The sequence below is a fragment of the Bradyrhizobium sp. LTSP857 genome (assembly GCF_000938285.1).
Classification (GTDB): Bacteria; Pseudomonadota; Alphaproteobacteria; order Rhizobiales; family Xanthobacteraceae; genus Bradyrhizobium.
Genome location: NZ_JYMS01000049.1, coordinates 621,847 through 647,898 on the forward strand (window position 1 = coordinate 621,847; position 26,052 = coordinate 647,898).

At 64.2% G+C, this 26,052-nt stretch carries 23 protein-coding genes; 11 read left to right on the forward strand and 12 right to left on the reverse strand.

Going from position 1 to position 26,052, the window contains the following annotated elements:
* Positions 1-22: 22 nt before the first annotated feature.
* Positions 23-1,405, reverse strand: a complete 1,383-nt coding sequence (locus UP06_RS39390) for a hypothetical protein (RefSeq protein ID WP_050032574.1) — start codon at positions 1,403-1,405, stop codon at positions 23-25.
* Between the two features lie 407 nt (positions 1,406-1,812).
* Between UP06_RS39390 and UP06_RS36410 the strand changes: the two genes are divergently transcribed.
* Entirely contained in the window at positions 1,813-2,931 is a 1,119-nt protein-coding gene (locus UP06_RS36410) for a branched-chain amino acid ABC transporter substrate-binding protein (protein WP_045008468.1), read from the forward strand.
* 75 nt (positions 2,932-3,006) lie between these two features.
* Here the strand turns inward: UP06_RS36410 and UP06_RS36415 are convergent, their stop codons facing one another.
* Complete coding sequence (locus UP06_RS36415; protein ID WP_045008469.1) at positions 3,007-3,393, reverse strand: response regulator; 387 nt, start codon at positions 3,391-3,393, stop codon at positions 3,007-3,009.
* A 240-nt stretch (positions 3,394-3,633) separates the two neighbouring features.
* Here UP06_RS36415 and UP06_RS36420 point away from each other — a divergent pair, with 240 nt between their 5' ends.
* On the forward strand, positions 3,634-6,438 hold the full coding sequence (locus UP06_RS36420) for a PAS domain S-box protein (RefSeq protein ID WP_045008470.1): 2,805 nt from the start codon (positions 3,634-3,636) through the stop codon (positions 6,436-6,438).
* A 53-nt stretch (positions 6,439-6,491) separates the two neighbouring features.
* Entirely contained in the window at positions 6,492-7,487 is a 996-nt protein-coding gene (locus UP06_RS36425; RefSeq protein WP_045008471.1) for a P1 family peptidase, read from the forward strand.
* Positions 7,488-7,503: 16 nt separating this feature from the next.
* Here UP06_RS36425 and UP06_RS36430 read toward each other — a convergent pair whose 3' ends face one another.
* Positions 7,504-8,325: an EF-hand domain-containing protein gene (locus UP06_RS36430; RefSeq protein WP_045008472.1), complete on the reverse strand. Its 822-nt coding sequence runs from the start codon at positions 8,323-8,325 to the stop codon at positions 7,504-7,506.
* 254 nt (positions 8,326-8,579) lie between these two features.
* Between UP06_RS36430 and rpe the strand changes: the two genes are divergently transcribed.
* The 4 genes from rpe (at position 8,580) to UP06_RS36445 (ending at position 9,969) form a co-directional block, all read left to right on the forward strand.
* Positions 8,580-9,281, forward strand: coding sequence for a ribulose-phosphate 3-epimerase (rpe, locus tag UP06_RS36435; RefSeq protein ID WP_045008473.1), 702 nt, complete (start codon positions 8,580-8,582; stop codon positions 9,279-9,281).
* Positions 9,282-9,430: 149 nt separating this feature from the next.
* Positions 9,431-9,571: a hypothetical protein gene (locus UP06_RS41805; RefSeq protein ID WP_197087462.1), complete on the forward strand. Its 141-nt coding sequence runs from the start codon at positions 9,431-9,433 to the stop codon at positions 9,569-9,571.
* Between the two features lie 4 nt (positions 9,572-9,575).
* Positions 9,576-9,755: a hypothetical protein gene (locus UP06_RS36440; RefSeq protein WP_045008474.1), complete on the forward strand. Its 180-nt coding sequence runs from the start codon at positions 9,576-9,578 to the stop codon at positions 9,753-9,755.
* Between the two features lie 22 nt (positions 9,756-9,777).
* Positions 9,778-9,969, forward strand: coding sequence for a hypothetical protein (locus tag UP06_RS36445; protein ID WP_045008475.1), 192 nt, complete (start codon positions 9,778-9,780; stop codon positions 9,967-9,969).
* 6 nt (positions 9,970-9,975) lie between these two features.
* Here UP06_RS36445 and UP06_RS36450 read toward each other — a convergent pair whose 3' ends face one another.
* The 5 genes from UP06_RS36450 to UP06_RS36470 form a co-directional block, all read right to left on the reverse strand.
* Positions 9,976-11,409 carry a serine/threonine protein kinase gene (locus UP06_RS36450; RefSeq protein WP_045008476.1) on the reverse strand — a complete coding sequence of 478 codons (1,434 nt, stop codon included), beginning with the start codon at positions 11,407-11,409 and terminating at the stop codon, positions 9,976-9,978.
* A 6-nt stretch (positions 11,410-11,415) separates the two neighbouring features.
* Entirely contained in the window at positions 11,416-12,156 is a 741-nt protein-coding gene (locus tag UP06_RS36455) for a metallophosphoesterase family protein (RefSeq protein WP_045008477.1), read from the reverse strand.
* A gap of 117 nt (positions 12,157-12,273) precedes the next feature.
* Positions 12,274-12,879: a hypothetical protein gene (locus UP06_RS36460; RefSeq protein WP_045008478.1), complete on the reverse strand. Its 606-nt coding sequence runs from the start codon at positions 12,877-12,879 to the stop codon at positions 12,274-12,276.
* Entirely contained in the window at positions 12,872-13,558 is a 687-nt protein-coding gene (locus UP06_RS36465) for a DUF2135 domain-containing protein (protein WP_045008479.1), read from the reverse strand. Before UP06_RS36465 ends, UP06_RS36460 begins: the two co-directional genes overlap by 8 nt.
* Complete coding sequence (locus UP06_RS36470; RefSeq protein WP_045008480.1) at positions 13,555-14,325, reverse strand: MotA/TolQ/ExbB proton channel family protein; 771 nt, start codon at positions 14,323-14,325, stop codon at positions 13,555-13,557. The genes UP06_RS36465 and UP06_RS36470 overlap by 4 nt, the downstream gene beginning before the upstream one ends.
* A gap of 199 nt (positions 14,326-14,524) precedes the next feature.
* On the opposite strand from UP06_RS36470, the gene UP06_RS36475 reads away from it, so the two are divergent.
* Complete coding sequence (locus UP06_RS36475) at positions 14,525-15,895, forward strand: sensor histidine kinase (RefSeq protein WP_045008481.1); 1,371 nt, start codon at positions 14,525-14,527, stop codon at positions 15,893-15,895.
* A 7-nt stretch (positions 15,896-15,902) separates the two neighbouring features.
* Positions 15,903-16,556 carry a response regulator gene (locus UP06_RS36480; protein WP_045008482.1) on the forward strand — a complete coding sequence of 218 codons (654 nt, stop codon included), beginning with the start codon at positions 15,903-15,905 and terminating at the stop codon, positions 16,554-16,556.
* A gap of 124 nt (positions 16,557-16,680) precedes the next feature.
* Here the strand turns inward: UP06_RS36480 and UP06_RS36485 are convergent, their stop codons facing one another.
* Positions 16,681-17,265, reverse strand: coding sequence for a TetR/AcrR family transcriptional regulator (locus UP06_RS36485; RefSeq protein ID WP_045008483.1), 585 nt, complete (start codon positions 17,263-17,265; stop codon positions 16,681-16,683).
* 577 nt (positions 17,266-17,842) lie between these two features.
* On the opposite strand from UP06_RS36485, the gene purB reads away from it, so the two are divergent.
* Both purB and UP06_RS36495 read left to right on the forward strand, forming a co-directional pair.
* Entirely contained in the window at positions 17,843-19,150 is a 1,308-nt protein-coding gene (gene purB / locus UP06_RS36490; protein WP_045008484.1) for an adenylosuccinate lyase, read from the forward strand.
* A gap of 108 nt (positions 19,151-19,258) precedes the next feature.
* Complete coding sequence (locus UP06_RS36495) at positions 19,259-20,431, forward strand: M20 aminoacylase family protein (protein ID WP_045008485.1); 1,173 nt, start codon at positions 19,259-19,261, stop codon at positions 20,429-20,431.
* Between the two features lie 113 nt (positions 20,432-20,544).
* Here UP06_RS36495 and UP06_RS36500 read toward each other — a convergent pair whose 3' ends face one another.
* From UP06_RS36500 to UP06_RS36510, 3 genes are all read right to left on the reverse strand, one after another.
* Entirely contained in the window at positions 20,545-21,870 is a 1,326-nt protein-coding gene (locus tag UP06_RS36500) for an LVIVD repeat-containing protein (protein ID WP_045008486.1), read from the reverse strand.
* A 107-nt stretch (positions 21,871-21,977) separates the two neighbouring features.
* The gene (locus UP06_RS36505; protein WP_502691638.1) at positions 21,978-23,813 is read right to left on the reverse strand and encodes a caspase family protein; all 1,836 of its coding nucleotides are present in this window, start codon (positions 23,811-23,813) and stop codon (positions 21,978-21,980) included.
* 194 nt (positions 23,814-24,007) lie between these two features.
* Entirely contained in the window at positions 24,008-25,915 is a 1,908-nt protein-coding gene (locus UP06_RS36510; RefSeq protein ID WP_045008488.1) for an acyl-CoA synthetase, read from the reverse strand.
* Positions 25,916-26,052 lie beyond the last annotated feature (137 nt).

Below are 26,052 nucleotides of genomic sequence, written 5' to 3' on the forward strand. Positions count from 1 at the left end.
GCGTCGCCGTGCCTGCTCATCCCTATTTCGCGGCGCAGCGGCTCTTCGCAACAGGCTTGCTCGTATCGTCGACCGCGCAGAACGGAATCGACCAAACGAAATCCGCGGAAAACGCCGCAGGAATCTGCCCGGCCGCAACGACCGGTAACGCAGCCGGCCCCCAGGGGCCCCCGATCTGCGTCGTCCAGTACCACTCGCCGTGGACGGGACCGAGCGGAGCACCGGTCGTGTTGTCGAATCCGGCGATCGTGGTCGCCGAACCGTCGGCGCCGAAGGCTGCGCGGGAGTGGCATGTCATGCATGACGACTGAAAGTCGAAGGTCTCTTCCGTGATCGAATTGCCGAGCCTGATGGCCATGCCGGTTGCATCAGTGAAATCGGTCTGGGATCCCTTCAGGCAGTAGAGCTGGAATGCCGGGTCGAGCTGCGCCTCCTTGAACAGGCTCGCGAGCGCCGGTGTGTGCGTGCACACCGGATAGGGCTTCGGATTGTTCGCCGGATTTTGGTAGCTCGGATCACTGGGATCCGGGATCGTCGTATCGGGAGCGACAGAGGCGTGTGTCGAGCCGAAACTATCATGGCACCCGATATATTCGCAGCGGCCGGGATTGTTCCGATGCTCGAAGGTCGCCCACGTCCAGTTCGGCACCATCTTCGAGATGAGGTGCATGGAAACGAGGGCGTACTGCTTACCTGCCGCGGTGTTCACGTGGTAGAACTTGCCCGCATCAGCCGGACTGCCCGTATATCCGGGAATCCCGCTCTTGGTCGGATCCTGTGGGTCCAGCACGGGAAACCAGTTCGCTTTGACCTCGATTGCATCGGCAGGGAAGGACAGGAGCTTGCGGTCCCGCGTGAAGGTTTCGAACGCCTTTTGTAGACCCGAGATCTTGTGGAGATCATGCGAGACGATGAAGTCGAAGTCGATCTTGTTGCGGCGGGTCTCCTCGAGGTTATCGCCCTCTTTCAGCGGTCGTGGCGGCGGCAGAACGAAGGGTTGAAAGGCTCGTCCCTGCTTCCCGAGCTGGAACACGCGATCGGACTCGCGAATCTGCAACAGAATGTTCGGCCTCAGAACCTTCGGTGTGGGCGTGGTCGGCCATTGCGGGTTCATGTTGAATGTCTCGCCGTCGCTGGCCCAGGTCTCGAACAGCGCATTGTTGTTCCCCGCTGTTGCGCTCCCGGAGCTCACGTAGAGGAACAGGCACCACGAGACGCGGTCCGGGTCCGAAATCGCCGGGTTGAACGATTTGAAGATGTCTTCCTGCGTCGACGGCTTTGCACGAGGGGTAGCGACACATTCGTTCAGACGCTGCAAGGCTTGGTCCGGTCCCTGCTGAGCGAGGGAGCGCGGCGCCGTTGCGATCAGGATGCCAAAAATTACGAGTGGGAGGATGCCTTTCATGGAATTCTCCAATCAAAAAGAGTGCACGTCGATCAACGTCTTGTGATTGTATGAAATGAAAAATATCTCTTGTAGTTGATCATATTTCACGTGCTGCTGCAATCGCCGTCATTGGCCCGGAACGGGCTGGCAGCGCGCCGCGAAACCACGCGACGATGATGAGGTCAACTGAGGCCCGCTGGACTTCGCGCGTTGACGAATCCGACGCGCGTTCTGGGAAGCGGCACGCCCGGCAAGACAGGCCGTTTTGCCTGATGCGGCCCGAAGTGCTGCCGAATGTGGCGAGATATCTCCGTCAATGCCCGTATTTTGCCGGTGACTTCTCGCCAAATTCATTCAACAATGGCGCCGGTTTGGACCGGGCATGCCCCGGCAACTTCCATAGGCGACCACCCGCGAGGTATCTCATGAAATCACTGAAGCTCATCGGTCTGGCATTCGGCGCGTCGATCGCGCTGTCGAGCGCGGCGTTCGCGCAGGATGTCACCATCGCAGTCGCAGGCCCGATGACCGGCGGCGAATCCGCCTTCGGCCGCCAGTTGAAGAACGGCGCCGAGATGGCCCTAGCTGACATCAACGCCGCCGGCGGCGTCAACGGCAAGAAGCTCGCACTCGACATCGAGGACGATGCCTGCGACCCGAAGCAGGCGCGCTCGGTCGCCGAGAAGATCGCCAGCGCGAAGATGCCGTTCGTGGTTGGGCATTATTGCTCGTCGTCGTCGATCCCGGCCTCCGAGGCCTATGCCGACGGCAACGTGCTTCAGATCACGCCGGCCTCGACCAACCCGCTCTTCACCGAGCGCAAGCTCTGGAACGTGGCGCGCGTCTGCGGCCGCGACGATCAGCAGGGCCTGATCGCGGCGCAGTACATTGCCAAGAACTTCAAGGGCAAGAACATCGCGATCCTCAACGACAAGACCACCTACGGCAAAGGTCTTGCCGATGAAACCAAGAAGGCGCTCAACAAGGCCGGCGTCACCGAGAAGATGTACGAGTCCTACAACAAGGGCGACAAGGACTTCAACGCGATCGTCTCGCGCCTGAAGCGCGACAATATCGATCTGGTCTATGTCGGCGGCTACCATCAGGAAAGCGGCCTGATCCTGCGTCAGATGCGCGACCAGGGCCTCAAGACGATCCTGATGGCCGGCGACGCGCTCGCCGACAAGGAATACGCCTCCATCACCGGCCCCGCCGGCGAAGGCACCCTGTTCACCTTCGGTCCCGATCCGCGCAACAAGCCGAGCGCGAAGAAGATCGTCGACGCCTTCAAGGCCAAGAACATCGACCCCGAAGGCTACACGCTCTACACCTACGCGGCGATGCAGGTCTGGTCGCAGGCGGCGAAGAAGGCTGGCACCACCGACGCCAAGAAGGTCATGGAGGCGATGAAGGCCGGCAAATGGGACACCGTGATCGGCCCGATCGAGTACGACGCCAAGGGCGACATCAAGCAGCTCGATTACGTCGTCTACAAGTGGGACGCCAAGGGCGGCTATACTGAGATCAAAGGCAACGGCACCTGAGACAGGTAGCCTGACCTTTTCGCCAGATTGTCACCAACGCCCCGGTTCACCGGGGCGTTTTCTTTTGCAGCACGCTCACACGGCTGCGGAAAGTTCCCCGCCTGCCGCTGCCTGCGCCTTCTGGAGTGCTTGCAGCAGATCGTTCGGTCGAAACGGCTTTTGCAGGCAGATGACATCTGCAAGACCGGGCGCTTCGCCTATGAAATCGAGCGCCGTCATCCCTGAGACCGCCACGATCGGGAACCCAGGCGCTCGCTCGCGAATAGTCGCCATGACGTCGACGCCGCTGGTATCGGCCAGGAAAATGTCCACAATCGCAGCGTCGAAGGTCGCTTCACCAAAGGCCTTCAACCCGGCCGCACCACTCTCGGCCTCGACAACGTCATAATGGTTGACCCGGAGGACGATCGCGACCATGGCGCGGACGTCCTTCTGGTCGTCGACAATTAGGACACGGGGCATGGGAACAACTCCCGGATTCGTATCATTAATTGGTTCAATTCAATGGCGGCGTGCGGCAAGGCAGTATGGGTCCGTCCAGTAAAGCCAACCTTACCGATTCCCTATTCCGCGTCCCTGTCCAAGTTAAGTAAGCTGTAACCTTCGGTTGAGTCGCGGGCCCGTCCCCCCAGGACGCGCGCCCGGAGCCGGCTATCATGGCGACCAAGGCAGCCGGCCAACGAAGTCACGTGGACTACCCTTATGCCGACCCAGCGAGAGGTCAACGTGCACGCAAAGAACGACCGAAGCACATTCCTTTCGACCTTGCCCGCCACGCAGAACGATCGCACTGCAGCATTGGCGATCGTCGGTATCTCCGCGATCCTGTTCGCGCTGGCTGTCCCATTTGCGGGTACGCCGCTGCCGCCGGTGCCGGCCTTCGTGTCCAGCTACCAGTCGGCGCTCGCCGTCAGCGACATCATCACGGCCGTTCTGCTCCTGTCGCAATTCTCTGTCCTGCGCAGCCGTGCGCTGCTGCTGCTGTCGACCGGATATTTGTTCACGGCGGCGGCCGCGGTGACCCACGCCCTCACCTTCCCGGGGCTGTTCGCGCCGACCGGACTGCTGGGCGCCAGCACGCAGACCACGGTCTGGCTCTACATGATCTGGCACGGCGGGTTCCCGCTATTCGTGCTGGCCTATGGGTGGCTGAAGGACGGCAACGGCAGCAACAGGATCGAGGGACCGACGGAGCGTTCGATCGCGCTCGCCGTCCTTGGCGTGATCGCGGCGATGATCGCCATCACCTGGATGGTCACTGCGCAGCACGATCTGCTGCCGGTCCTGCTGAGGGACGGCCGCTACACCACCACCATGATCGGCGTGGTGTCGTTCATCTGGTCCTTGAGCTTCGCAGCGCTGATCACGCTGTGGTTCCGCAAGCCGCACACGGTGATCGACGTCTGGCTCATGGTCACGATGTGCGCCTGGCTGTTCGACATCGCGCTGTCGGCAATCGTCAATGTCGCCCGCTACGATCTCGGCTTCTACGCCGGCCGCCTCTACGGCCTCTGCGCCGCGAGTTTCGTGCTCGCTGTGCTCTTGATCGAGAACGTCCGCCTCCAGGCGAACACGGTGGGCCTCGTCGGCCGGCTGCGCGAACAGTCGGCCTCCGACCGCGATTACTACGGCAAGCGCCTCGCGCTCTACGGCGCCGTCGTCGAATCCTCCAACGATGCCATCATCACAAAATCGCTCGACGGCGTGATCACGGGCTGGAACAGGGCTGCCGAGCAGCTGTTCGGCTATTCGGCCGCCGAGGCCGTCGGCCAGCCGATCGACCTCATCGTGCCCGAGGACCGCAAGGCCGAGGTCAGAGGCATCCTTAACCGCATCAGCGGCAACGAGTCGATCGCCCAGCACGAGACGGTCCGCATCCGAAAGGACGGCCGTCAGCTCGACGTCGTCATCAACGTTTCTCCGCTGCGATCGGACAGCGGTGAAATTATTGGCGCCTCCAAGATCGCCCATGACATCACCGAAGAGAAGCAATCGCGGGAGAAGCTGCGCCGCGAGACCGAGGAGCGCCAACGCATCTTCGAGACCTCGCAGGACCTGATCCTCGTCACCGACGGTTTTGGCAATTTCATCCAGGTCAGCCCGAGTGTGACCGACATCCTCGGCTACAGTCCGCAGGATATGATCGGGCACAGCGCAACCGACTTCATCCATCCCGACGATCTCGAGAACACGCGCAGCGAGATGCGCGCCGCGCGGCGCGGCCAGATCAAGCGCAGCTTCGAGGCGCGCTACTATCACTACGATGGTCACGAGGTCACGCTGAACTGGATGGGGACCTGGTCCGAGCCGGTAAAGCGCCACTTCTTCATTGGCCGCGACCTGACCGACAAGCAGGCCGCCGAGGCCCAGCTCCGGCAAGTCCAGAAGATGGACGCCATCGGCCAGCTCACCGGCGGCGTCGCCCACGACTTCAACAACGTGCTGACCGTCATCACCGGCACGATCGGCATTTTGGCGGACGCGGTGGCCGACCGGCCCGAGCTCGCTGCCATCACCAGGCTGATCGACGACGCTGCCGATCGCGGCGCGCAACTGACCAAGCATCTGCTCGCCTTCGCCCGCAAGCAGCCGCTTCAGCCGCGCGAGATCGACGTCAATGCGCTGGCGGTCGAGGCCGCCAAGCTGTTGCATCCCACCCTGGGCGAGCAGATCACCATCACGCCGCAGCTCACCGAGGATGCCTGGCCGGCGCTGGTCGATCCGAACCAGCTCACCTCCGCGATCCTCAATCTTGCGCTCAACGCGCGAGACGCCATGCCCGACGGCGGCACGCTGGTGCTGGAGACGCGCAACATTTTTCTCGACGACGGCTACGCCAGCATGAACGTCGACGTCACGCCCGGCAACTACGTGATGATCGCGGTCAGCGACACCGGCACGGGCATTCCGCCGGCCCTGATCGAGCGGGTGTTCGATCCTTTCTTCACCACCAAGGAGGTCGGCAAGGGCACCGGCCTCGGACTCAGCATGGTGTTCGGCTTCGTCAAGCAGTCCGGCGGCCACATCAAGATCTACAGCGAGGAAGGCCACGGCACGAGCGTGAAGATCTACCTGCCGCGCTCCACGGGCGTGCAGGAGACCGAGTACGAGGCGCTCCAGAACGTGCCGATCACCGGCGGCGACGAGAAGATCCTGATCGTCGAGGACGACGCACTGGTGCGGCAGTATGTTGTGACCCAGGTCAAGAGCCTCGGCTATACCGCGCTCGAAGCGGCCAACGCAGCCGAAGCCCTCATCATCATCGACGCAGACAAGGGCATCGACCTGCTCTTCACCGACGTCATCATGCCGGGCAACATGAACGGCCGCCAGCTTGCCGACGAGGCGGCCCGGCGGCGCCCCGACCTGAAAACGCTGTTCACCTCGGGCTATACCGAAAACGCCATCGTCCATCACGGCCGGCTCGATTCCGGCGTACTGCTGCTGGCAAAACCCTACCGCAAGTCCGAACTCGCCAAGATGCTCAGGACGGCGCTTGCGAGTTGAGCCTGCGGTATCGGTGCGCTATCGCTAAGGCAGCAGCGCATGGAGTGCCGTCCTTGAAAAACCTTCTCACCGATATCGCCGGCGTTCGCGTCGGCCATGCCGAGGATGCGAAAGTCGCCTCCGGCACGACCGCGATCATCTTCGATGCCCCGGCGGTGGCAGCGATCGACGTCCGCGGCGGCGGCCCCGGCACGCGCGAGGCCGCGTTGCTCGACCTCGCCAGTACGCTCGAGCGGGTCGACGCGATCGCGCTGTCCGGTGGCTCCGCCTTCGGCATCGATGCGGGCGGCGGCGTCCAGGCCTGGCTCGCCGAACAGGGCCGCGGCTTCCGCGTCCGCGAGGCGCTGATCCCGATCGTGCCGGGCGCGATCCTGTTCGATCTGCTCAACGGCGGCGACAAGGCGTGGGGCCGTTTTTCGCCCTATCGCGATCTCGGCTACGCCGCGGCGGTCTCCGCCGGGACGGAGTTTGCGCTCGGCAGCGTCGGCGCCGGCCTCGGTGCCACCACCGCGACCTTCAAGGGCGGGCTCGGTTCAGCCTCGGCGTCGACGACCGACGGCGTCAAGGTCGCGGCGATCGTCGCCGTCAATGCTGTCGGCAGCGTCACCGTCGGCGACGGGCCGTGGTTTTGGGCGGCGCCGTTCGAGGTCGCCGGCGAGTTCGGTGGCCGCGGCCTGCCAGATGCGTTCACGGACGACATGCTCAAGATGCGCATCAAGGGCGGGCCCGCCGCAAGCGAGCGCGAAAACACCACGATTGGCGTCGTCGTCACCGACGCGGTGCTGACCAAGCCCCAAGCCAAGCGCCTCGCGATGATCGCCCATACCGGCTTTGCCCGCGCGATCTATCCGGTGCACGCCCCGACCGATGGTGATGTGCTGTTTGCCGCCGCGACGTGCGCGAAACCGATTGAGCCGGTCGCTGGCCTCACCGAGCTCGGCATGGTCGCCGCCAACGTGGTCGCCCGCGCGATCGCGCGCGGCGTCCACAGCGCGACCGCGCTGCCGTTCGCCGGCGCGCTGCCGGCGTGGAAGGATCGGTTCGGCTAGCGCCTCAGAAGGCGCGTCAGACGCTCATCGACATCGAAGAGGCCGCGGATCCAGACGAAGCCTGCCCCTGTCGTTGCATCAACTGCGCGAACAGATCGTAGGGCGAGGTGCCGGTGGCTGACGCGCCCGGCACCGTCGTCGTCATCTTGAAGCCGTCGGCATAGGTGACGGTGGTGGTGCTCGAGCCGTCGGAGCCGGTCGTCGTGGTTGAGGTCGACCCGCCGCTCGACGATGACGACGACGAATCCGAGTCGCTCCCGGACGCATCGCTCGAGTCGCCCGAGCCGCTCGCAGCCTGCGCGTGGTGGTGGCCACCATGATGGCCGCTGCCTTTCAAGGCCTTCGACATCTCGTCCAGGCTGACGCTGCCGTCCGAATTGCTATCCAGCTTCGAGAACACGTCATCGGCCTGCGCCGTGTTGGTGCCGCCGGCGCCCAGCGCGCTCTCGAATTCCGACTTGCTGATCTGGCCATCGCCGTTCGCGTCGAGCTGCGAGAACAGATCCTTCAGCGCATCATCCCGGCTCGTCGATGTCGAGGACGTCGCGCTCGAGGATGATGTGGAGCTGGTCGAGCTGCTCGTGGCGCTCGTGCTGGCTGTCGACTGGCTTTGTGCCGCGATCAGCGCGCTCATCGTCTCCGGCGAGATCTGCGCGCAATTGCCGGAATTGACCGACGAGGTCGCGCCAGTGCTCGTGCTGTTGCTGCTGGTGTCGATCGCGAATGGATTGGTCGTGCCTTGCGACGATCCCGTCTGCTGCGTCGCAGACGATTTCGAACTCATCAGTGACGAAATGGCGTCAAGCGCACTCGAAGCGGCGCCAAGGGCAAACAACATTGCACAACTCCAACCGATGCGGCACGCCGCAGCCAATGTTCTGGCGGTGAGGTCAGCAAGCTGCGTGCCAGCGCGAAAAGCTCAATGAAATCCGCACCCACCGTGCTTTGAAGGACCCGGGAACATCGGCAATTCATGCCGCAGACGGCAGAATTTTCCGCCCACAGGAAGCACGCCGCCCCTGCATTGCCCGGCGCGGAGGCCCATGTTAGGCGAGGCCCATTCGTCTTTCGGCCGCCACGGGAAACCGCGCCATGACCCAAGCCTTCGCCCCCCGCCCCCTGGCAATTGCACCCTCGATCCTGGCCTCCGATTTCACCAGGCTCGGCGAAGAGGTGCGCGCGGTGGATGCCGCCGGTGCCGACTGGATCCATCTCGACGTGATGGACGGGCACTTCGTTCCTAACATCTCCTACGGCCCCGACATCATCAAGGCGATGCGCCCGCACACCAAAAAGATCTTTGACGCGCATCTGATGATCTCGCCCTGCGATCCCTATCTCGAGGCCTTCGCGAAGGCCGGCTGCGACCACATCACCGTGCATGCGGAAGCGGGCCCTCATCTGCACCGCTCGCTGCAAGCGATCCGCGCGCTCGGCAAGAAAGCCGGTGTCTCGCTCAATCCGGGCACGCCGATCAGCGCGATCGAATACGTGCTCGACCTGGTCGACCTCGTGCTGGTGATGTCGGTCAATCCAGGCTTCGGCGGCCAGGCCTTCATCCGCTCCGCGATCGGCAAGATCAGCGACATCCGCGCGATGGTCGCCGGTCGGCCGATCGACATCGAGGTCGATGGCGGCGTCGGCCCTGACGTTGCGGGCGCGCTTGCCGCGGCCGGCGCCAACGCCTTCGTTGCCGGCACCTCCGTGTTCAGAGGCGGCACGCAAGAGGCGTACAAGACCAACATCGCCGCGATCCGCAACGCGGCGCTCGGGGCACGCGGCGAAGCAATCTGAAGCACATGCGCCCGCAAATCTGCGGTTCTTACGGGCATTTGCGACGCGCAATGCCTAAAATTGCAACCTAAATCCGTACTCCTCCGGACTTCCCTGATTCGTGCAAATCACCGCTAGTGATTCCTGCCTGCTTTTGACGGGAGCACATCATGACGACGACCCTGGTTTGGACTGGCGTGGCGTTGTGGATTGGTTTTTGTGCATTTGTTGTGTTTGGCCCATCGGAGGGACCGGTGAAGGTCACGGCGCGTTCCACCCGCATCATCGGTCGCGACCGCTATCGGGCCTGACGCCATGCAGATCGCGATCGTGAAGCGTCAGCCGAGGCGCAGGTGTCGTATCCCGCGCCGTCCGCATCCGAACCTCGACTATTTCTTCGGCCGGCTCGAACGCACCGAAGGCGAGATGGGCGACGACGCCGGGCCCGAGACGGCGGACCTGGATCACCCGTTCCGGTCACCGCGCCGGCATTGAAATCTTTTCTGGACCAGGACCGATGAAACCGCATTGCCCGAACTGCCTGAAGGAAATGACCAAGGCATCCGCCTCGCGTAACCTCTTCAACTGCGAACCCTGCCGCGAGATCATCCAATATTTCGGCGGCCATGCCGATCACGGCGAGTCCGGTCCGCGGTTCACCTGGCCGATCCGCCGCAAGCGCGTCGTCCACACCGCCCACGCGGCGTGATCTTTCCTAGCCCCACACCACGCCGGCGTCTGGTTTCGCCGTAGCCATCCGCGGCGGCCGCACCACCGTGACGGTGCAGGTCGCTTCCGAGGCCACCTTGGCCGAGACGCTGCCGAGCAGCGTGCGCCTGAACGAGCCCTGCCGCGCGCCGACGATGACATGGTCGACCTGGTTGACCTCCGCGAACTCCAACAGCGCGGCGGCGGGATCGACAGATTCCAGCACATGAACCGACAGCCGGCTCTCGTCCAATTTGAGTGGCGTGGCCCAATGCCGGAGCGCGACCAGGCGGTCGATATGCTTGTTGGAGCCCTGCTCGTCCAGGGTCCGGTCGATGGCGATGCGGTTGAGCTTCAGCACATTGACACAGGCGAGCCGCGCTGACGGCAGGGTTGCAAGGATGCGCTCCGTCGTCATGCGCAGCGCCTCGTTCAGCTCCGGCGCGCCTTCCACGGTATCGAGCGCGACTGCAAGAATGGGACTCGAGGCGATCTGCTCGGCGACATCCGCCTTTGCGCGCGGCTGCATGACGCCCTGGTTGAAGCGGCGCCGCAACGCAACGGTGCACGGGTCGCGCTTCATCCGCTCCGAGCGCGCAGTCAGCCTGACCTGGTCCGGATGGGCGAGATCGAAGGCGAGCTGCGCCGCGGTCGGATAACGCCACTCCGGCTCGATCTCCAGGCACCGCAGCACTACTTCCTGAAGCCAGGGCGGATAGTCCGCGCGCAATTTGCGCGGCGGATGAGGATCGCGCCACAGCCTCCGCCGCATCGCTCGCAACGTCTCGCCCTCGCCGAACGGACGTTCGCCGGTGGTGAAGAAATAGAGCAGCACACCGAGTGAAAACAGATCGCTGCGCGGATCGTCGCGCACTCCTAACAGCCGTTCCGGCGCCATGTAGGGCGCGGTGCCGTAAGGCAGGCGGAACTCGGCCTGCAACAGGTCGGGCAGATGGTTGTGGTGCGACAGGCCGTAATCGATCAGCACCGCCTCGCCGCTCTCGCGGAACATGATGCTGCTCGGCTTGATGTCGTGATGGATCACGTTCTGCCGGTGCAAATCGGCGAGCGCGGCCGCGATCTTCGACACCAGCAGCCGCGCCTCCTCGTAAGGCAGCGGCAGGTCGGGCAGCCGCTTGTAGAGCGTGGTCCCGGCAATGCGCTCGATCACGGCATAGGCCTGATGGGCGAAATCGCCGGTGCCGAAACACGCCGGGACGTGGGGACCCACGAGCCGCGGCAGGATCATCATCTCCATTTCGAACGAGACGATGGCCGCGGGGTCCTCGCCCTCCGACGCGCGTGGAATCTTCATCAGCAGCGGCACGTCGATGCCGGGATGGGTGACGGTCCACAGCGTCGCCATGCCGCCGGCATGAACGCATTCGCCGATGGTGTAGCCGTCGATCTCCGCGCCGGGCTTGACCAGGGGTTTGGGCATCGGCCTCTAGCGCCCCTGCAACAGCCGGTCGGCGAGCCAGGACGGCAGGCCGTTCTCGCGGATCCTGTTCGCCGCGCTCGCGACGTCATAGGGCACGCGGCAATAGGTGATGTCGCACGAGACCGTGTCGAACAGCACGAAGGCAGCAGCCGGATCGCCGTCGCGGGGCTGGCCGACCGAGCCGAGCACGGCGAGCCATTGCCGCCCACGCAGGAGCTGCACCGAGACGTCGGTCTTGGGCACAAAACTCGTCATCTTCGCCGTCACCGACATCGAATAGAGCGCGGGCCGGTGGATGTGGCCGCAGAAGGTGACGTGGGACGGCGTCGAGATCAGGCTCTTGGCCGCATCCGCCGTCGAGCGGATATAGTGCCAGCGCTGCGGGCTCGAGGCCTCCGAATGCACGAACAACCGGCCGTTGTCCTCCACGCGCATCGGCAGCTCGGCCAGGAAGCGCCGCTGCGCCACGTCGAGGCGCCCGCGGGTCCATTCGATCGCGATCTGCGCCTCGACATTCATGGTCTCGGTCGTCGTGCTGACGGCTTCGTCATGATTGCCGCGTACAGCGACGGCACCATGGGCGACCAGTTCCATCGCGGTATCCACGACCCATTCCGGATCGGCGCCATAGCCAACGAAATCGCCGAGCAGGATGAACCGCTCCGCGCCCTTCGCGCGGGCCACCTTCAGACACGCCTCGAACGCCTGCCGGTTGCCGTGGATATCCGAGAAAACCGCGAGAAGCACGCACCCTCCACCCTCAAATTCTTATTGGAAGCCGATAAGGCCAAATTGAGGGAGGTCAACAAGATGCGCCAGCGCGAGACGGTTTACCAGCGCACCGCTGATGTGATGGTGAAGAGCCTATTGCTCGTCCTTGGGCGGCATCCGGGGCGGCGGCAGCGGCGTGAACACGGCGCCTTGGGCGCCGGCCGGCGGCGCATTGAACTCGCCGGTCGAGGAGTCGCCGCCGCTGGTCTCGAGAATGACCTTGGGCGTCACATATTCCCGGACCATGTCGATCAGGCTCCCCTCGCCGCCGCCAAAGTCCGCGGCGCGCCCGCCTTGCGGATGCCCGGCCGCGATCTCGTTCTGCGCCGCGTGGGTCTTGTCGGCCAGCGTGTCATTATAGGGCACGCGAAACGCCCGGGGGATGCCGCTCGGGCGATGGTCCTCGTCCAGTTCCTCGACCCACAGATAGATCGAGCCGGGATCGCCCTCCAGCGAATGCGGCTCGACGATGCGGGCCTGGAGCAGCTTGAAGGAGGTCGGCAGCCTGTCGGTGCTGGCCCAGCCAAGCAGCCCGCGCATTTCCGTGAAGCTGACGACATAGAAGGCGCTGGTCACGACCACCGCGACCGCTTTCAGCGACCAGTGCAGGCGCGCATAGACCAGCACGACCAGCAGCAGTGCACCGATCACGGCGTAGGCGACCGATAGCGTAAGTATGATCGTCGGCAGGCTAGTCACGGCGCACCCTCGCAGCGTTCTTGCTCACACCGGTGCTCGGGTCGAGATCGGCGCCGTTGCGCCAGCCGCTGCGGAACGTCTCCAGCAGCGATTTCGGCCGCTGGTCCACATTGACCACCTTGCCTTCGGAATCGAGCCGAAACCGCACCGCGGTCTTCTCGTCGCCGGTGTGGTCGAGCGTGAATTTGTTGTCGAAGACCACCTGCGCGGTCGGATTCAGTTTCTGCACCTTCACATTGGCCGTCACCGGCTCGCCGGTCGTGGCGACGAAATGCGAGACGTTGACGGTGTATTCGCCGGCGACGATGCCGCGCACCGTTACGATCTCCTCGCGGATGGGCGAGGCGATCTTCTTGCCGTTGACCATGATGAAGTCGTTGGCCCCGCCCCGGTCGTCGCGATCGAGCGTGAGGAAGCCGGCCTCGCGATGGCGATACCAGGCGATGTTGCCGGCGGGATCCTGCACGAACAGGTCGAGATCGTCGGGATGATTGTCCGGCCAGTCCAGCGTGATCATGAACTCGGCCTTGGAGTCGATCTTGCCCTCCTTGGCATCCGGCGAGACCGCAAGCAGCGCGAGAAAGAACAGGAAGGCGACCACCTGGAGCGCCTTGAACAGCATCACGCCCAGCGGATCGAACGGCTCCTCGCGCGGATAGAGGCCGAAATCATCCATCATGTCGGCGTTCCCGGACGCCTGCGTTCCAGAGCCGGCGTGACGTAGGTCTCGGTGAGGACCACGGCATCCGAAAACACCCGCTGGGTCGCGGTATCGAGCATGTAGTACTGAATGCGGACCAGGATGGAGCCGACGAGGCCGGCCAGCGTGGTGTACATCGCGACCGCCATGCCGTCGCTCATCAATCCCATCGAGGAGCGCATGGCGACCTTGTCGGCGGCATCGAGCCCGGCGATCGGCGCCAGCATGATGATGAAACCGATGATGGTGCCGAGCAGGCCGAGCTTCATCAGTGTGTCCGAGACGAAGGCGCCGAAGCCGTTGGAGCCGCGCAGGCGGTCGGCGAGCGTCCGCAGCAGCAGCGTCTGGTCGACCGGCCGGTAGTCCTGCGCGGCCGCCTTGGTCACAAGGCTGTCGATGTGGTCCCGCACCAACCCGCGCGGCAGCGAGGTCGCGCTGGCGTCGAGCGCCTTGCTGCCCTCGGGCGCCGACAGCACCGCGCGGCAGCGCCGTGCCGCCGCGCCCTCGCGCGCAATCGCTCGCGTGCGCAGAAAACAGTGACCGCAGGTGACGACGTAGAGCAGCGCGATCACGCTGGAGATATAGGTCCGGTCCGAGGTCAACATCAGATGGATCAGGCCGAAGCGCCACAACAGGAAGACGGCGAAGATCGATAGCCCGGTGAAGATCATCCAGAACAAGAGCGCGCTGCGCTCGGATGGGTCGGCTGGTTGGCGCACGGTCGGACCAATCGTCATCGAACTCATGCTGCACCGCTCCTGGCCAGCAACGATTGGCCTGTAAGGATTTCTGGCCGATTAGATCAGAGCCGTCGCGCCCAGTCCAAAGAGCCATGCCCAATCCGGCTTGGGAAATTTGCCCGAGCAGCGATCCTGCCGTTCCCTGCGATTGGCAAGGCGCGACGGCATTGTTAGTCTGACCTTACCAAACGTTGAGGGTGATCGCATGCGCCTCGTGCTTCAGCTCGTCGCCCGTCTGCTTCTCATCGTCGCGCTCTGTCTGGGAGCCGCGACCGTATGGGCCACATTCGACGCCTATCGCAGCATCGACCGGGCCACTGCGGCCTCCGCGCAGCGGGTCGCGCAAGCGCTTCAGGCGCTGTACTGGCACGAGCTCTTGCTGCGCAGCAACAGAGCGCGCGAGCATCTTCTGCCGGTTCCGGACTGGCGCACCCTCGATATGATGAAACTGATCTCCCCCGGAGTCTGCGTCGAGTTCCAGCCAGCCATCGCATTCGAAAAGCCGCTCTGCGGCCAGAGCGAGGGGCTGGGCAAGACGCCGCCGCGCTGGTTTGCGTCGATCGTGCCGACCTTCCTCGGCAGCCATGCCGAGGTGGTGCGTCCCGTCAGTCCCCGCGCCGCAACGGCCGGCACCGTCGTCGCGACGCCGGATGCGGCGGCCACCATCTCGCTCGCCTGGGAGTACATCCTCAACGTGATCGACGTCGCGCTGCTGATGGCGGCGGCGATTGCGCTGCTCGCATCACTCGCGATCGCCCACACGCTGGCGCCGGCACGCGCCATTGTCATCGCCTTGCAGCGCATGGCGCGCGGCCAGTATCGCACGAAACTGCCGCGCTTCCGCTCCATGGAGCTTGCAATGATCGGCGGCGCCGTCGAAAAGCTCGGCGGCCGGCTGGAGGAAGCCACCGAACAGCGCGCGGCGCTGACACGGCGCCTGATCGAGATCCGCGACGACGAACGCCGTGCGCTCGCCCGCGAGCTGCACGATGAGTTCGGGCAAAATCTCTCCGCCATCCTCGCCTTCGCCAACACCATCGAGACGGCGAGCGCGAAGGAGAAAAAGGACAACGGCATCGCGCAGGACGCGCGCATGATCTCGCAGGCCACGCATCAGCTGATGGCGTCGCTGCGCGATGCGCTGAAGCGTCTGCGCAATCCCCTGCCCGAAGAGCTCGGGCTGGAGGCGAGCCTCGTCAATCTCGTCGACAGCTGGCGTTCGCAAAGCGCGACGCAGCCGACGATCCAGCTCGACCTCAGGGGCGATCTCACCGACATCAGCGGCCCGGTCGCGACGACTGCCTATCGCGTCGCCCAGGAATGCCTGACCAACGCGCTGCGCCATGGCGCCGCACGCGAGATCTCCTTGCACGTCGAACGCTGTGTGGGCGAGGATGATACGTTGCTGATCCGTGTCGAGGACGATGGCGGCGGTGATGCGGCACGCGTGGCGCAGTCGGCCGGTTTTGGGCTCACCGGCATCCGCGAGCGCGTGACAGCCGCCGGCGGCTCACTGTCGATCCTGCCCGCCAATCGCGGACTCAGCGTTGCCGCCACCATCCCGCTCGCCGCGTGAGGCCGATATGAGCGAGGTCGCGGCAACAGGTATCTTCGTGCTGCTGGTCGATGACCATCCGATCGTCCGCCAGGGCTACCGGCGCGTGCTGGAGAGCCAGGGCGATCTCCATGTCGTGGCGGAAGCCGACAATGCCGCGGATGCCTATGGCGCCTTCAAGACCCACGACCCCGACGTCATCGTGATGGACATCTCGATGCCCGGCGCCAGCGGGCTGGAGGCGATCCGCAACATCCGCGCCCGCAGTCCGCGGGCACGCATTCTCGTCTTCACCATGCACAATGAGGCCGTGCTGGTGAAAGCCGCCTTCAATGCCGGCGCCTCTGGCTTCGTCACCAAGAGCAGCGAGCCCTCCGCCGTCGTCAACGCCATCCGCACTGTGGCCCGGGGCGAGCGCGCCATGAGCGACGACATCGCGCATGTGCTGGCCGAGGACAGCCTGTCGCCAACCGGATCCGTGCTGGATCAATTGGGCGAGCGCGAGATCGAGATCCTGCGTCAATTCGCCGGCGGCGCCACCACCGAGCAGATCGCGACGCATCTCAATCTCAGCGTCAAGACGGTCCAGAACTATCACTATCTGATCAAGACCAAGACCGGCGCACGCACGGACGCGCAACTCGTGCGGCTGGCAGCGAGTTGTGGGCTGACGAGGATTTAGGGGTATCCGATCGAGCGAAGAGGTGGCCGAGTCGTCATGCCCGGGCTTGTCCCGGGCATCCACGACCTTCGCTGCGACAGGTGGATGGCCGGGACAAGCCCGGCCACGACGGAGAGAGGAAGCTCTAAGCCTTCAACCCGCGCAGCAGCAGCGCAAGCGTCGCGTCGACGCGCGCGGGCAGATCGGCGTCTTTCCACTCGTCGGCATGGGCCGGATGGTGGAAGCGGACGGTGGCATCGAAGATCGCGCGTGCGGTGGTCTTGACGTCGCTCACATCGAATACGCCCTGCTTCACGCCGTCGGTCAGGATCGCCCCGATCTGGTCGATCATGGTGTCCTTGTGACACCTGACGGCCGCGCAGGCTTCGCGCGCCAGCGTCAGATAGGTCTCGAACATTTCGGGGTCGTCAAGCACGCGCGAACGCTTGGCGGCGAACAGCGTGCGCAGCCAGCGGTCGAGCCGCACCGGCGCTGGGCCCTGCTCCTCAGCGATCTGGCGCAGCGGTCCGTCGATGCGGTCGAGCCAGCGTTTGGCAACCGCCTCGCGCAGCGAGGCCTTGCTCGGGAAATGGCGATAGACGCTGCCGTGGCTCACATCGAGCGCACGGGCAACATCGACCACGGTGGCCTTGGCGAGTCCGTAGCGCCGCAACACGTCCTCGGTGACTTCGAGGATCCGCTCCGGCGTCAAGATAACGGCTTCGTTCATGCCAGCACCATGTTCCCTTTAAGGGCTCAGTTACCCGGCGATGGAGCTGCTTCCGAAGCGCCCGTGCCGGCCGTTTCGGAAAGCTCTCGCCTTAATGAGGCAGTTTTGCAGCCTGCGCCGCGATCTGGCGCGCAACCAGCAGATTGAGCCAATGCCCAATCGTACCAGTGAGATGGATGATTTCGGTCGTCATTGTCGTAGGTCTCCAAACACAGGCGGTTCCCGTTGTTCAATTTCGACCCTCGATCCCCATTTGTTTGGGACGTCGGGCCTCCGGGTCTGCCGCCAGACGCCCAATCGGAGCGTCCGACAACGGATATACACGTCTCGCTGACAGATTTCAATATCTGTCAGTCAATGATCTGTGATTGATAGTTAATTCTGAGATCCGGCTCGCCCTTGGCCTCACCGGACGGTCTGGTCGATAGCCCCTGGTCATCCCCCGTTCCCTCGGCCGGACCGTTTGTTTCGCTCTCCCCGCTCTGCTAAATCGCAGCGTAAACAGCATTTTGGCCGGAGCCGCGCCCCTTCTTGCTTGCCTTGGGGCGCGCCCTACCCGCCGCTTTGGAGCCGTCAGATGATCCCCCGCTATACCCGCCCGGAAATGGCCTCGATCTGGGAGCCGCAGACCCGGTTCAAGATCTGGTTCGAGATCGAGGCGCATGCGGCGGATGCCCTGGCTGAGCTCGGGACGATCCCGAAACAGGCCGCCAAGACGGTCTGGGACAAGGCCCGCAACGCCACCTTCGACGTCGCCCGCATCGACGAGATCGAGCGCGAGACCAAGCACGACGTCATCGCCTTCCTGACCCACCTCGCCGAGATCGTCGGCCCCGAGGCGCGCTTCGTGCACCAGGGCATGACCTCCTCCGACGTGCTCGACACCTGCCTCAACGTCCAGCTCACCCGCGCCGCCGATTTGCTGCTCGCCGATCTCGACAAGGTGCTGGCCGCGCTGAAGAAGCGCGCCTTCGAGCACAAGATGACGCCGACGATCGGCCGCAGCCACGGCATCCATGCCGAGCCGGTGACGTTCGGTCTCAAGCTCGCTTATGCCTATGCCGAGTTCTCGCGCGCGAAGGAGCGCTTGATTGCCGCGCGGAAAGAGGTCGCGACCTGCGCCATCTCGGGCGCCGTCGGCACCTTTGCGCAGATCGATCCGCGCGTCGAAGAGCATGTCGCCAAGGCCATGGGGCTCGTGCCTGAGCCAATCTCGACCCAAGTGATCCCGCGTGACCGCCACGCGATGTATTTTTCGACGCTTGGCGTGATTGCCTCTTCGGTCGAGCGTTTCGCGGTGGAGATCCGCCACATGCAGCGCACCGAAGTTCTGGAAGCCGAAGAGTTCTTCTCCGAAGGGCAGAAGGGTTCGTCGGCGATGCCACACAAGCGCAACCCGGTGCTGTCGGAAAACCTCACCGGCCTGTCCCGCATGGTGCGCGCCTATGTCACCCCGGCTTTGGAAAACGTCGTGCTCTGGCACGAGCGCGACATCTCGCACTCCTCCGCCGAGCGCATGATGGGCCCCGATGCGACCGTGACGCTCGACTTCGCGTTGGTGCGTCTGGCCGGCCTGATCGACAAGCTGCTGGTGTACCCTGCCAACATGCAGAAGAATCTCGACCGCCTCGGCGGGCTCATCCATTCGCAGCGCGTGATGCTGGCGCTGACGCAGAAGGGCGCGAGCCGCGAGGACGCCTACAAGCTGGTGCAGCGCAACGCCATGCCGGTCTGGCGCGGCGAAGGCGACTTCCTCCAGCTGCTGAAGAAGGACACTGAAGTGAAGAAATATCTCACCGATGCCGAGATCGAGGAGCAGTTCGACCTTGGCTACCACCTCAAGCACGTCGACACGATCTTCAAGCGCGTGTTCGGTGAGAGCTGACGCGCTTCCGTAGCCCGGGTGAGCGCAGCGATACCCGGGAATCCATTCACAGAAATCCCGGATGTCGCTTCGCTCATCCGGGCTACAACAGAACAACGGAATTCCCCCATGCCCATCGTCAACCGCATCGCAGCTCTCTCCGACGAAATGGCCGCCTGGCGCCATGACTTCCATGAGAACCCGGAGCTGCTCTACGAGGTCCATCGCACCGCCGGCATCGTGGCCGACAAGTTGCGCGAGTTCGGCTGCGACGAGGTGGTGACGGGCATCGGCCGCACCGGCGTGGTCGGCGTGATCCGCGGCCGCAAATCGGCGTCCGGCAAGACAATCGGCCTGCGCGCCGACATGGACGCGCTGCCGATCATGGAGACAGCCGACGTGCCCTATGCCTCCAAGATTCCCGGCAAGATGCACGCCTGCGGCCATGACGGCCACACGGCGATGCTGCTCGGCGCAGCCAAGTACCTCGCCGAGACGCGCAACTTCGACGGCACGGCGATCGTGATCTTCCAGCCCGCCGAAGAAGGCGGTGGTGGTGGCAAGGCCATGGTCGAGGACGGGATGATGACGCGCTGGAACATCGACCAGGTCTACGGCATGCACAACATGCCGGGCCTGCCCGAGGGCCATTTCGCGACCACGCCGGGGCCGCTGCTCGCCTCCTCCGACACCATCCGCATCACGGTCCACGGCAAGGGCGGCCATGCCGGCGCCACCCCGCACCAGGCGATCGACAGCGTCCTGATCGGCTCGCAGATCGTCAACGCGCTGCAATCGATCGTCGCGCGCAACGTCGACCCGTTGAAGTCCGCCGTCATCTCTATCACGCAATTCCACGCCGGCACTGCCTTCAACATCATCCCCGAGACCGCCGAGCTCAGCGGCACCGTGCGTACGCTCGACCCTGAAGTGCGCGATCTCGTCGAACGCCGCATTGGCGAAGTCGCCGACAACGTTGCCCGCGCCTATGGCGGCTCGGCGGAGACGAAATACACGCGTACATATCCGGTGACGATGAACCATCCGCGCGAAGCCGGCGTCGCCGCCGACGTTGCCCGCGACATCGTCGGTGCCGAACGCGTCAACGACCGCATCATCCCGATGATGGGCGCGGAGGATTTCTCGTTCATGCTGGAAGCGCGCCCCGGCGCGATGATCCTGGTCGGCATGGGCGACAGCCCCGCGTGTCACCACCCGGCCTACGTCTTCAACGACAACATCCTCGGCCACGGCGCCTCGTTCTGGGTGCGCCTGATCGAGACGGCGATGCCAGCGGGGTAGAGGTCCGTAGGGTGGGCAAAGCGAAGCGTGCCCACCATTTCACGCGGCGTTGCGGACAGAATGGTGGGGCACGGCGCGCGAAGGGCGCGCCTTTGCCCACCCTACGCAGCTCCTCATCCCTGATATTGCAGCACGTGCATGCCGGCGTTCCAGTCGGAGACGAACATCAGTCCGTCCGGCCGGACATAGGCGTCACAGGTCTTGGCTGCGAGCGCGACGTTCGGGCGGGGGTCGACCAGCTTTTTCGGTGTCGGCGGCACCCAATAGGCGATCTCCTTTGGTGCGAAGGCGTCCTTGATATCGAACACCCTGACGCCGGCATTGTTGTAGGTCGCGAAAATCGTCTCCTCGCTCTGGAACGACCCCGGGCGGTTCTCGTGCAGATTATGCGGCCCGAAGGTGCCGTTCGTGCAGAAGTCGCGATCACGCGGGGTCGGCAGGGTCGCGATCGGCACCGGGTTTTGCGGCGCGCGCACGTCGAGAACGAAGGTGTGGAACAGGCCCTTGGCGCATTGATCCGCATTCGCTTCATCCGCGACGATCGCGAGCTGTCGCTTGGGCAGCGGCAGCGGCGTATGCGTACCGCCGGCGAAGGGCGGCGACCAGTTGATGTGGGACAGGAGCTTTGGATTGGCGGGATCGCTGATGTCATGGATGGTGAAGCCGCCATCGCGCCAGGCGGCATAGCCGCGATCACCCGCCGTGATCATGTGATGGAGCGCAAAGCGCTTGCCCTTCGGCGTCGCCGGCTCGCCGGCCGCGCGGTTCATGCCCGGCAGCCACCATTTCGCGACAATCTCCGGCTTCGTGATGCTCTTGAGATCGACCACGCAAAGGATGTGGTCGGTGAATCCGTCGAAATGCGCCGACACATAGGCGTAGCGACCGCCCGGCCACCACAGCCGGTTGATGCCGAAGCCGGGCATTTCGAGGAACGCGATCTCGCGCATCTCGTTCGGTTTCGAGATGTCGTGGATCGAGAGGCCGGAGCGGAATTTCTTGGCCTTGGTGATGCTGTCGACCAGCGCGTTCTCGAAATAGCCGCGCATGCTGTCGTAGGACTGCATCGCGACGATATTGGCGCCATTCGCAACCAGCAGCAGGTCCTCTGCCGCCTGCAAATGGTGGGTGCGGGTATATTGTCCTGCGGTGAAGAAATTGACCGGCTTCAGCGCACGCGGATCGGACGCATCCAGGATCGTCACGCCATCGCTGAACATGTGTCCGACATAGATGTGGTCCCGATTGAACATCACCTGCACGCTGTCGGGCCGTCCGCCGATGTCGCTGTAGGAGATGTGCTTGATGCCTTTGCCGATGCCTTCGGGTGGAATGTCCGCCTCTGAGGCGCGTGCCGGCGTCGACCACCCAGGCAGCGCGGCGGACCCGAGCACGGCCGACAATTGTTGAAGGTGGCGGCGGCGAGAGAGTTGATGCATCGGTTACCCCCAATTTTTTTGGGGATGATGCTCGCTTGCGGCAAGGCATGCAAGCCTTGCGGCGTCCGCCCTCGTCTACGTCTGGACCACCTCGTGCCGCATCAAGACTAGTTGCACACTTCGTAGGAGCCACCGGCGGCGGCATTCGAAGGGACCCTTCCGGCGATAATCCCGTTCACGAGCCGACATCCTTTCTGTACCGGGCGACAGCCTGCCGAACTGCAAAATATCTGTCCGCTTGCCTCGGGCTTGGACGGCGAAGATTCGGTCGCCTTTCGCTCTGTATCGCGCCTCCTCGAATCCTCGCGCGTCGCAACCGGCTTCTTTTCCGGAATCTTCTCGCACTCGTTGTCATCGCCGACGCGATAACCGGCGCGGCAGGCGATCTTTACGCATTGATCGCCGTCGGCCTTGAAGCCGAAGTTGCACACCAGCGGGCAGACGCGTCCCGGCTTTGCTTTCAATGCATCGAGCGCGTCGACGCTCGCGAGCTTCACGTCGAACTGGGTGCCGGCATATTTATTGAACAGCGTCAGCGAGCGCTGCGATGTGGCGCTCCAGTCGCCGTCCGCAGCGGCCGAAAGACAGCCGACGCGGCGCAATTCGCTCTGCACGGATTTGGCAAGGTCAATCGCCGATAAGGCGGATGCCGGCGCGGGCGAGAGGGCAGCCACTTTCTGGCTCTCGGCCTCGGGCAACTGCCGGTCGGCTGTCTGCTTCGCGGTTTGCTCGGCGGACGCCTTCTCCGCGGCCTGCCTGGCGGCAAGCTCGGCTTTGGCTTTTTCCGCCGCCTGCTTCTCGGCCAGCACTTTTGCTGCTGCGGCCTCGGCCACCTTGCGCTGCTGCTCGGCCGCCTCAGTCCTCGCCTGCTCGATCTGCTTTTGCTTCTCCGCCGCGGTCCGTGCCTCTTCGGCGACCTTGGCCGCCGCGGCCGCCTTGTCCTGCTCGGCCTTCTGGGCACGTTCGGCAACCAGCCTTGTCCTCTCCTGCTCGGCCGCCTTCGCTTTTTGTTCAGCCGACGCGCGCGTCTCCTCGGCGGCGATCTTGTTCAGCTGGCCCTTGGCCAGATTGGCGTAGAAGCCCTCGGGATATTGCGCGAGAAACGCTTCCCAGGCATCGCGCGTCGCGAGTTGGAGCGCGAGCTCATAATCCCTGCGAATGGCATCCTGTGGGTTGGCCTGCGGACCCGTCGCGGCTGGCTTGGCCGCAACCAGCGGAACATCATCGCCGCCTAGCGAGCCGTAGACATAGGGCTCCTGCTTGTAACCTGTGCTCTTGAGCACGTCGTCGCGCACGAAACCGAAGGCCTTGCGTAAATCAAGTCCCGGCTTCGGCAGGTGCTCGACCAGTGCGATGGCGAACGGGCTGTTTTTGGAATCGCCGTCGGATGCGGTCGAACCCGCCTTTGCCGCGAAGGCAATCATGGTGTTGGGGCTGGTCGGCTCGACCTTGGCCAACCCGCGTCCGATTGCGCGCGAAGCCAGCGTACGCTTCATCGTTTTCGCGAACGGGTTGTCGCGGCAGGCGTCCAGTATGATCAGGCGCAGCTGCTTGGCCGGTTCGACTGCGAACAGTGCACGTTCGACCGGAATGGTCTCGTCGAGAACATCGCCATCGGTTTCCAGCGTCGCATCGGTTGGAATGAGATAGTTGTTTCCGTCGAGCTCGATGCCGTGGCCGGCGTAATAGATCACCGCCATATCCGCATCGCGCGTCCTGCCGGCAAACTCGCGCAACATGCGCCGCATCTCAGTGGCGTTGAGATCCAGCCTGACGTCCACGGAATCGAAGCCAGCCTTCTTGAACATGCCCCCGACCAGAGTGGCATCGTTCACGGGATTGCCGAGCTTGGGGGCGCTTTTGTAGGCGGAATTGCCGATCACGAGCGCGACCCGCCGCTCGGCATGCGCCGGTCCGCAGGCGAGGCCCAACGCCAATATCAACAATCCAAATAGCCGAACAGGAATCACTTGCAGTCCCCCCGGATGCAATTCCACGAGACTATTCGGAGCTTCAGCGAATACCAATTCTTCCCATGTGACGCCTGTCACATAAAGCCTCTTATGGGCCCATATTGACCGTGCGGCTAAGCGTCACGCCGTCGAGCTGAGACCAACGCCTGTTCCCATTCGAGTCCCTAGACCTGCACTACCTCGTGCCGCATCACGAACGGTGCCAGCAGCGTATGCACCTCGCCGGCAACCAATTCGCGCTGGCCGGCCGAGAGCCCCGCAAGCGTCACGGTCGCGATCGAGCCGTGGCTACCATGGGCGCCGACCTTGACCTTGCAGTCGATGCCGCGCGCGGTGAGCGGGGTCAGCACCTTGGTGAACACCCGCTGCGCCGCGTCCCAGCGCAGCTGCGGCTTGAACACCTTGCCGACGCCGGTGACCGGCATCGGATCGATCGGGATGACCTGCACCGGAACAGCGGCACGCTCCGGCGTGCGCTCGCGCACCCACGTCTCAAGCTCGCCCGGCTCGACTTTTGCGCCCGGCTTCAACTGCACGTACCCAACCGGCAGCTCACCCGCATAGGCGTCGGGCTGGCCGACCACCGCGGCAAAGCCGACGGCGGGATGACGGAACATGATCTCTTCGATCGGCGCCGGATCGATATTGTGGCCGCCGCGGATCACGAGATCCTTGGCGCGGCCGGTGATCCAGAGATAACCGTCGGCATCGAGCCGGCCGAGATCGCCGGAATTGACCCAGACCTCATCGACGAAAGCGCCCTGATTGTGCGCATCGTTGAGATAGCCACCGAATACACCCGGCCCGGCCATGATGACGACGCCAATCTCGTCCGCCGCGCAGTCACGGATCAGGCGGCCGTCGGCATCGAGCTGCACGATGCGCACGCGTGCGTAAGGCATCGGCAGGCCGACCGAGCCAAGCCGGATCGGCCGCGACGGATAGGCCAGCGTGTGCACGCTCGAGGTCTCGGTCATGCCGTAGACCTCGACCACCGGCAGCTTGAGCTTGTCCTGGATCGCCGAGCCAACGGCGACCGGGATCGCCGAGCCACCACCCGCTGCATATTTCAGGCTGGAGATGTCGGCATTGCCGGGCGGCACCGCCAGCGTTGCGGCGAGCACCGTCGGCACGCTCGACAAGGCTTCGGGCTTGAAACGCTCGACCAGTCCCCAGATGTTCTTCACCGAATTCGGATTGCGCCAGCCGCTCGGCGACAGCACGACCAGCGAGCCGCCGGCCGACAGCGTCAGCAGCACCTGCGTCAGCGATCCCCCGACGTGAAACAACGGCATGCCGAACAGCATGTTGGCGCCCGGCTTCGACCTCAGCAGCAAATTGAGCGCCCAGGCCTGGTAGACCTGATTGGCGTGGGTGTGCCGCACCAGCTTTGGCGTGCCGGTGGTGCCGCCGGTGTGGAAATAGGCCGCGATGTCGCTGCCCAGAATCTTGCGCCCGCTGATCAGCCGATCGGATGGCTGCTGCTTGATCAGATCGTTGAAGGCATAGATGCCGTTCGCCGGATCGCCGCCGCCAAACACTTGCACGATCGCCTTGAGATGCTTCAGCTGCGGCCTGATCTGCTCGACCTTCTGCCAGATGTCGGTGCCCGGCATCGGTCCGAGCGCCACCAGAATCGTCGTGTTCGCGGCTTGCAGAATCTCCACGATCTGGTGCGGCTCCAGCAGCGGATTGACGGGATTGGCGATGCCGGCGGCTTCCGCGCCGAACAGCGTCACGAAGGCATCGGGCACCAGCGGCAACATAAACGAGATGACGTCGCCCTTTTCCGCGCCGAGCGCGTGAAACATGTTGGCAGCCTGCGTCACGCGCGCGATGAAGTCGCGATAGGTGACCACGAGTGGCGTATCGGCCGGATCGGCATTTTGCAGAAACTGGATCGCCGCCCCGTCGGGGTTGCGGGCAGCACCGAGCTTGATGGCGTCATACGTGCTCTCGGCCGCGACGCGATCGGCGTAAGGGACCTGCTCGAAGGCCCGCACCTCCGCGTCCGTCGCCAGGTCCGGATAGTCGTTGCCGATGAAGCGATCGAGCGCGTGGATGCCCGCCATGGAATTCCGTCCTCCCTCAGATGTATTTCCCCGCCCGCTGTCTTTTGACATTTTGGCTCGGCGAGGCCTCGACCGATTAGCCGGTCGAGCGGGACCACAATGATGGATGATTTGGCGTTCGTCTATTGCCGGATGCA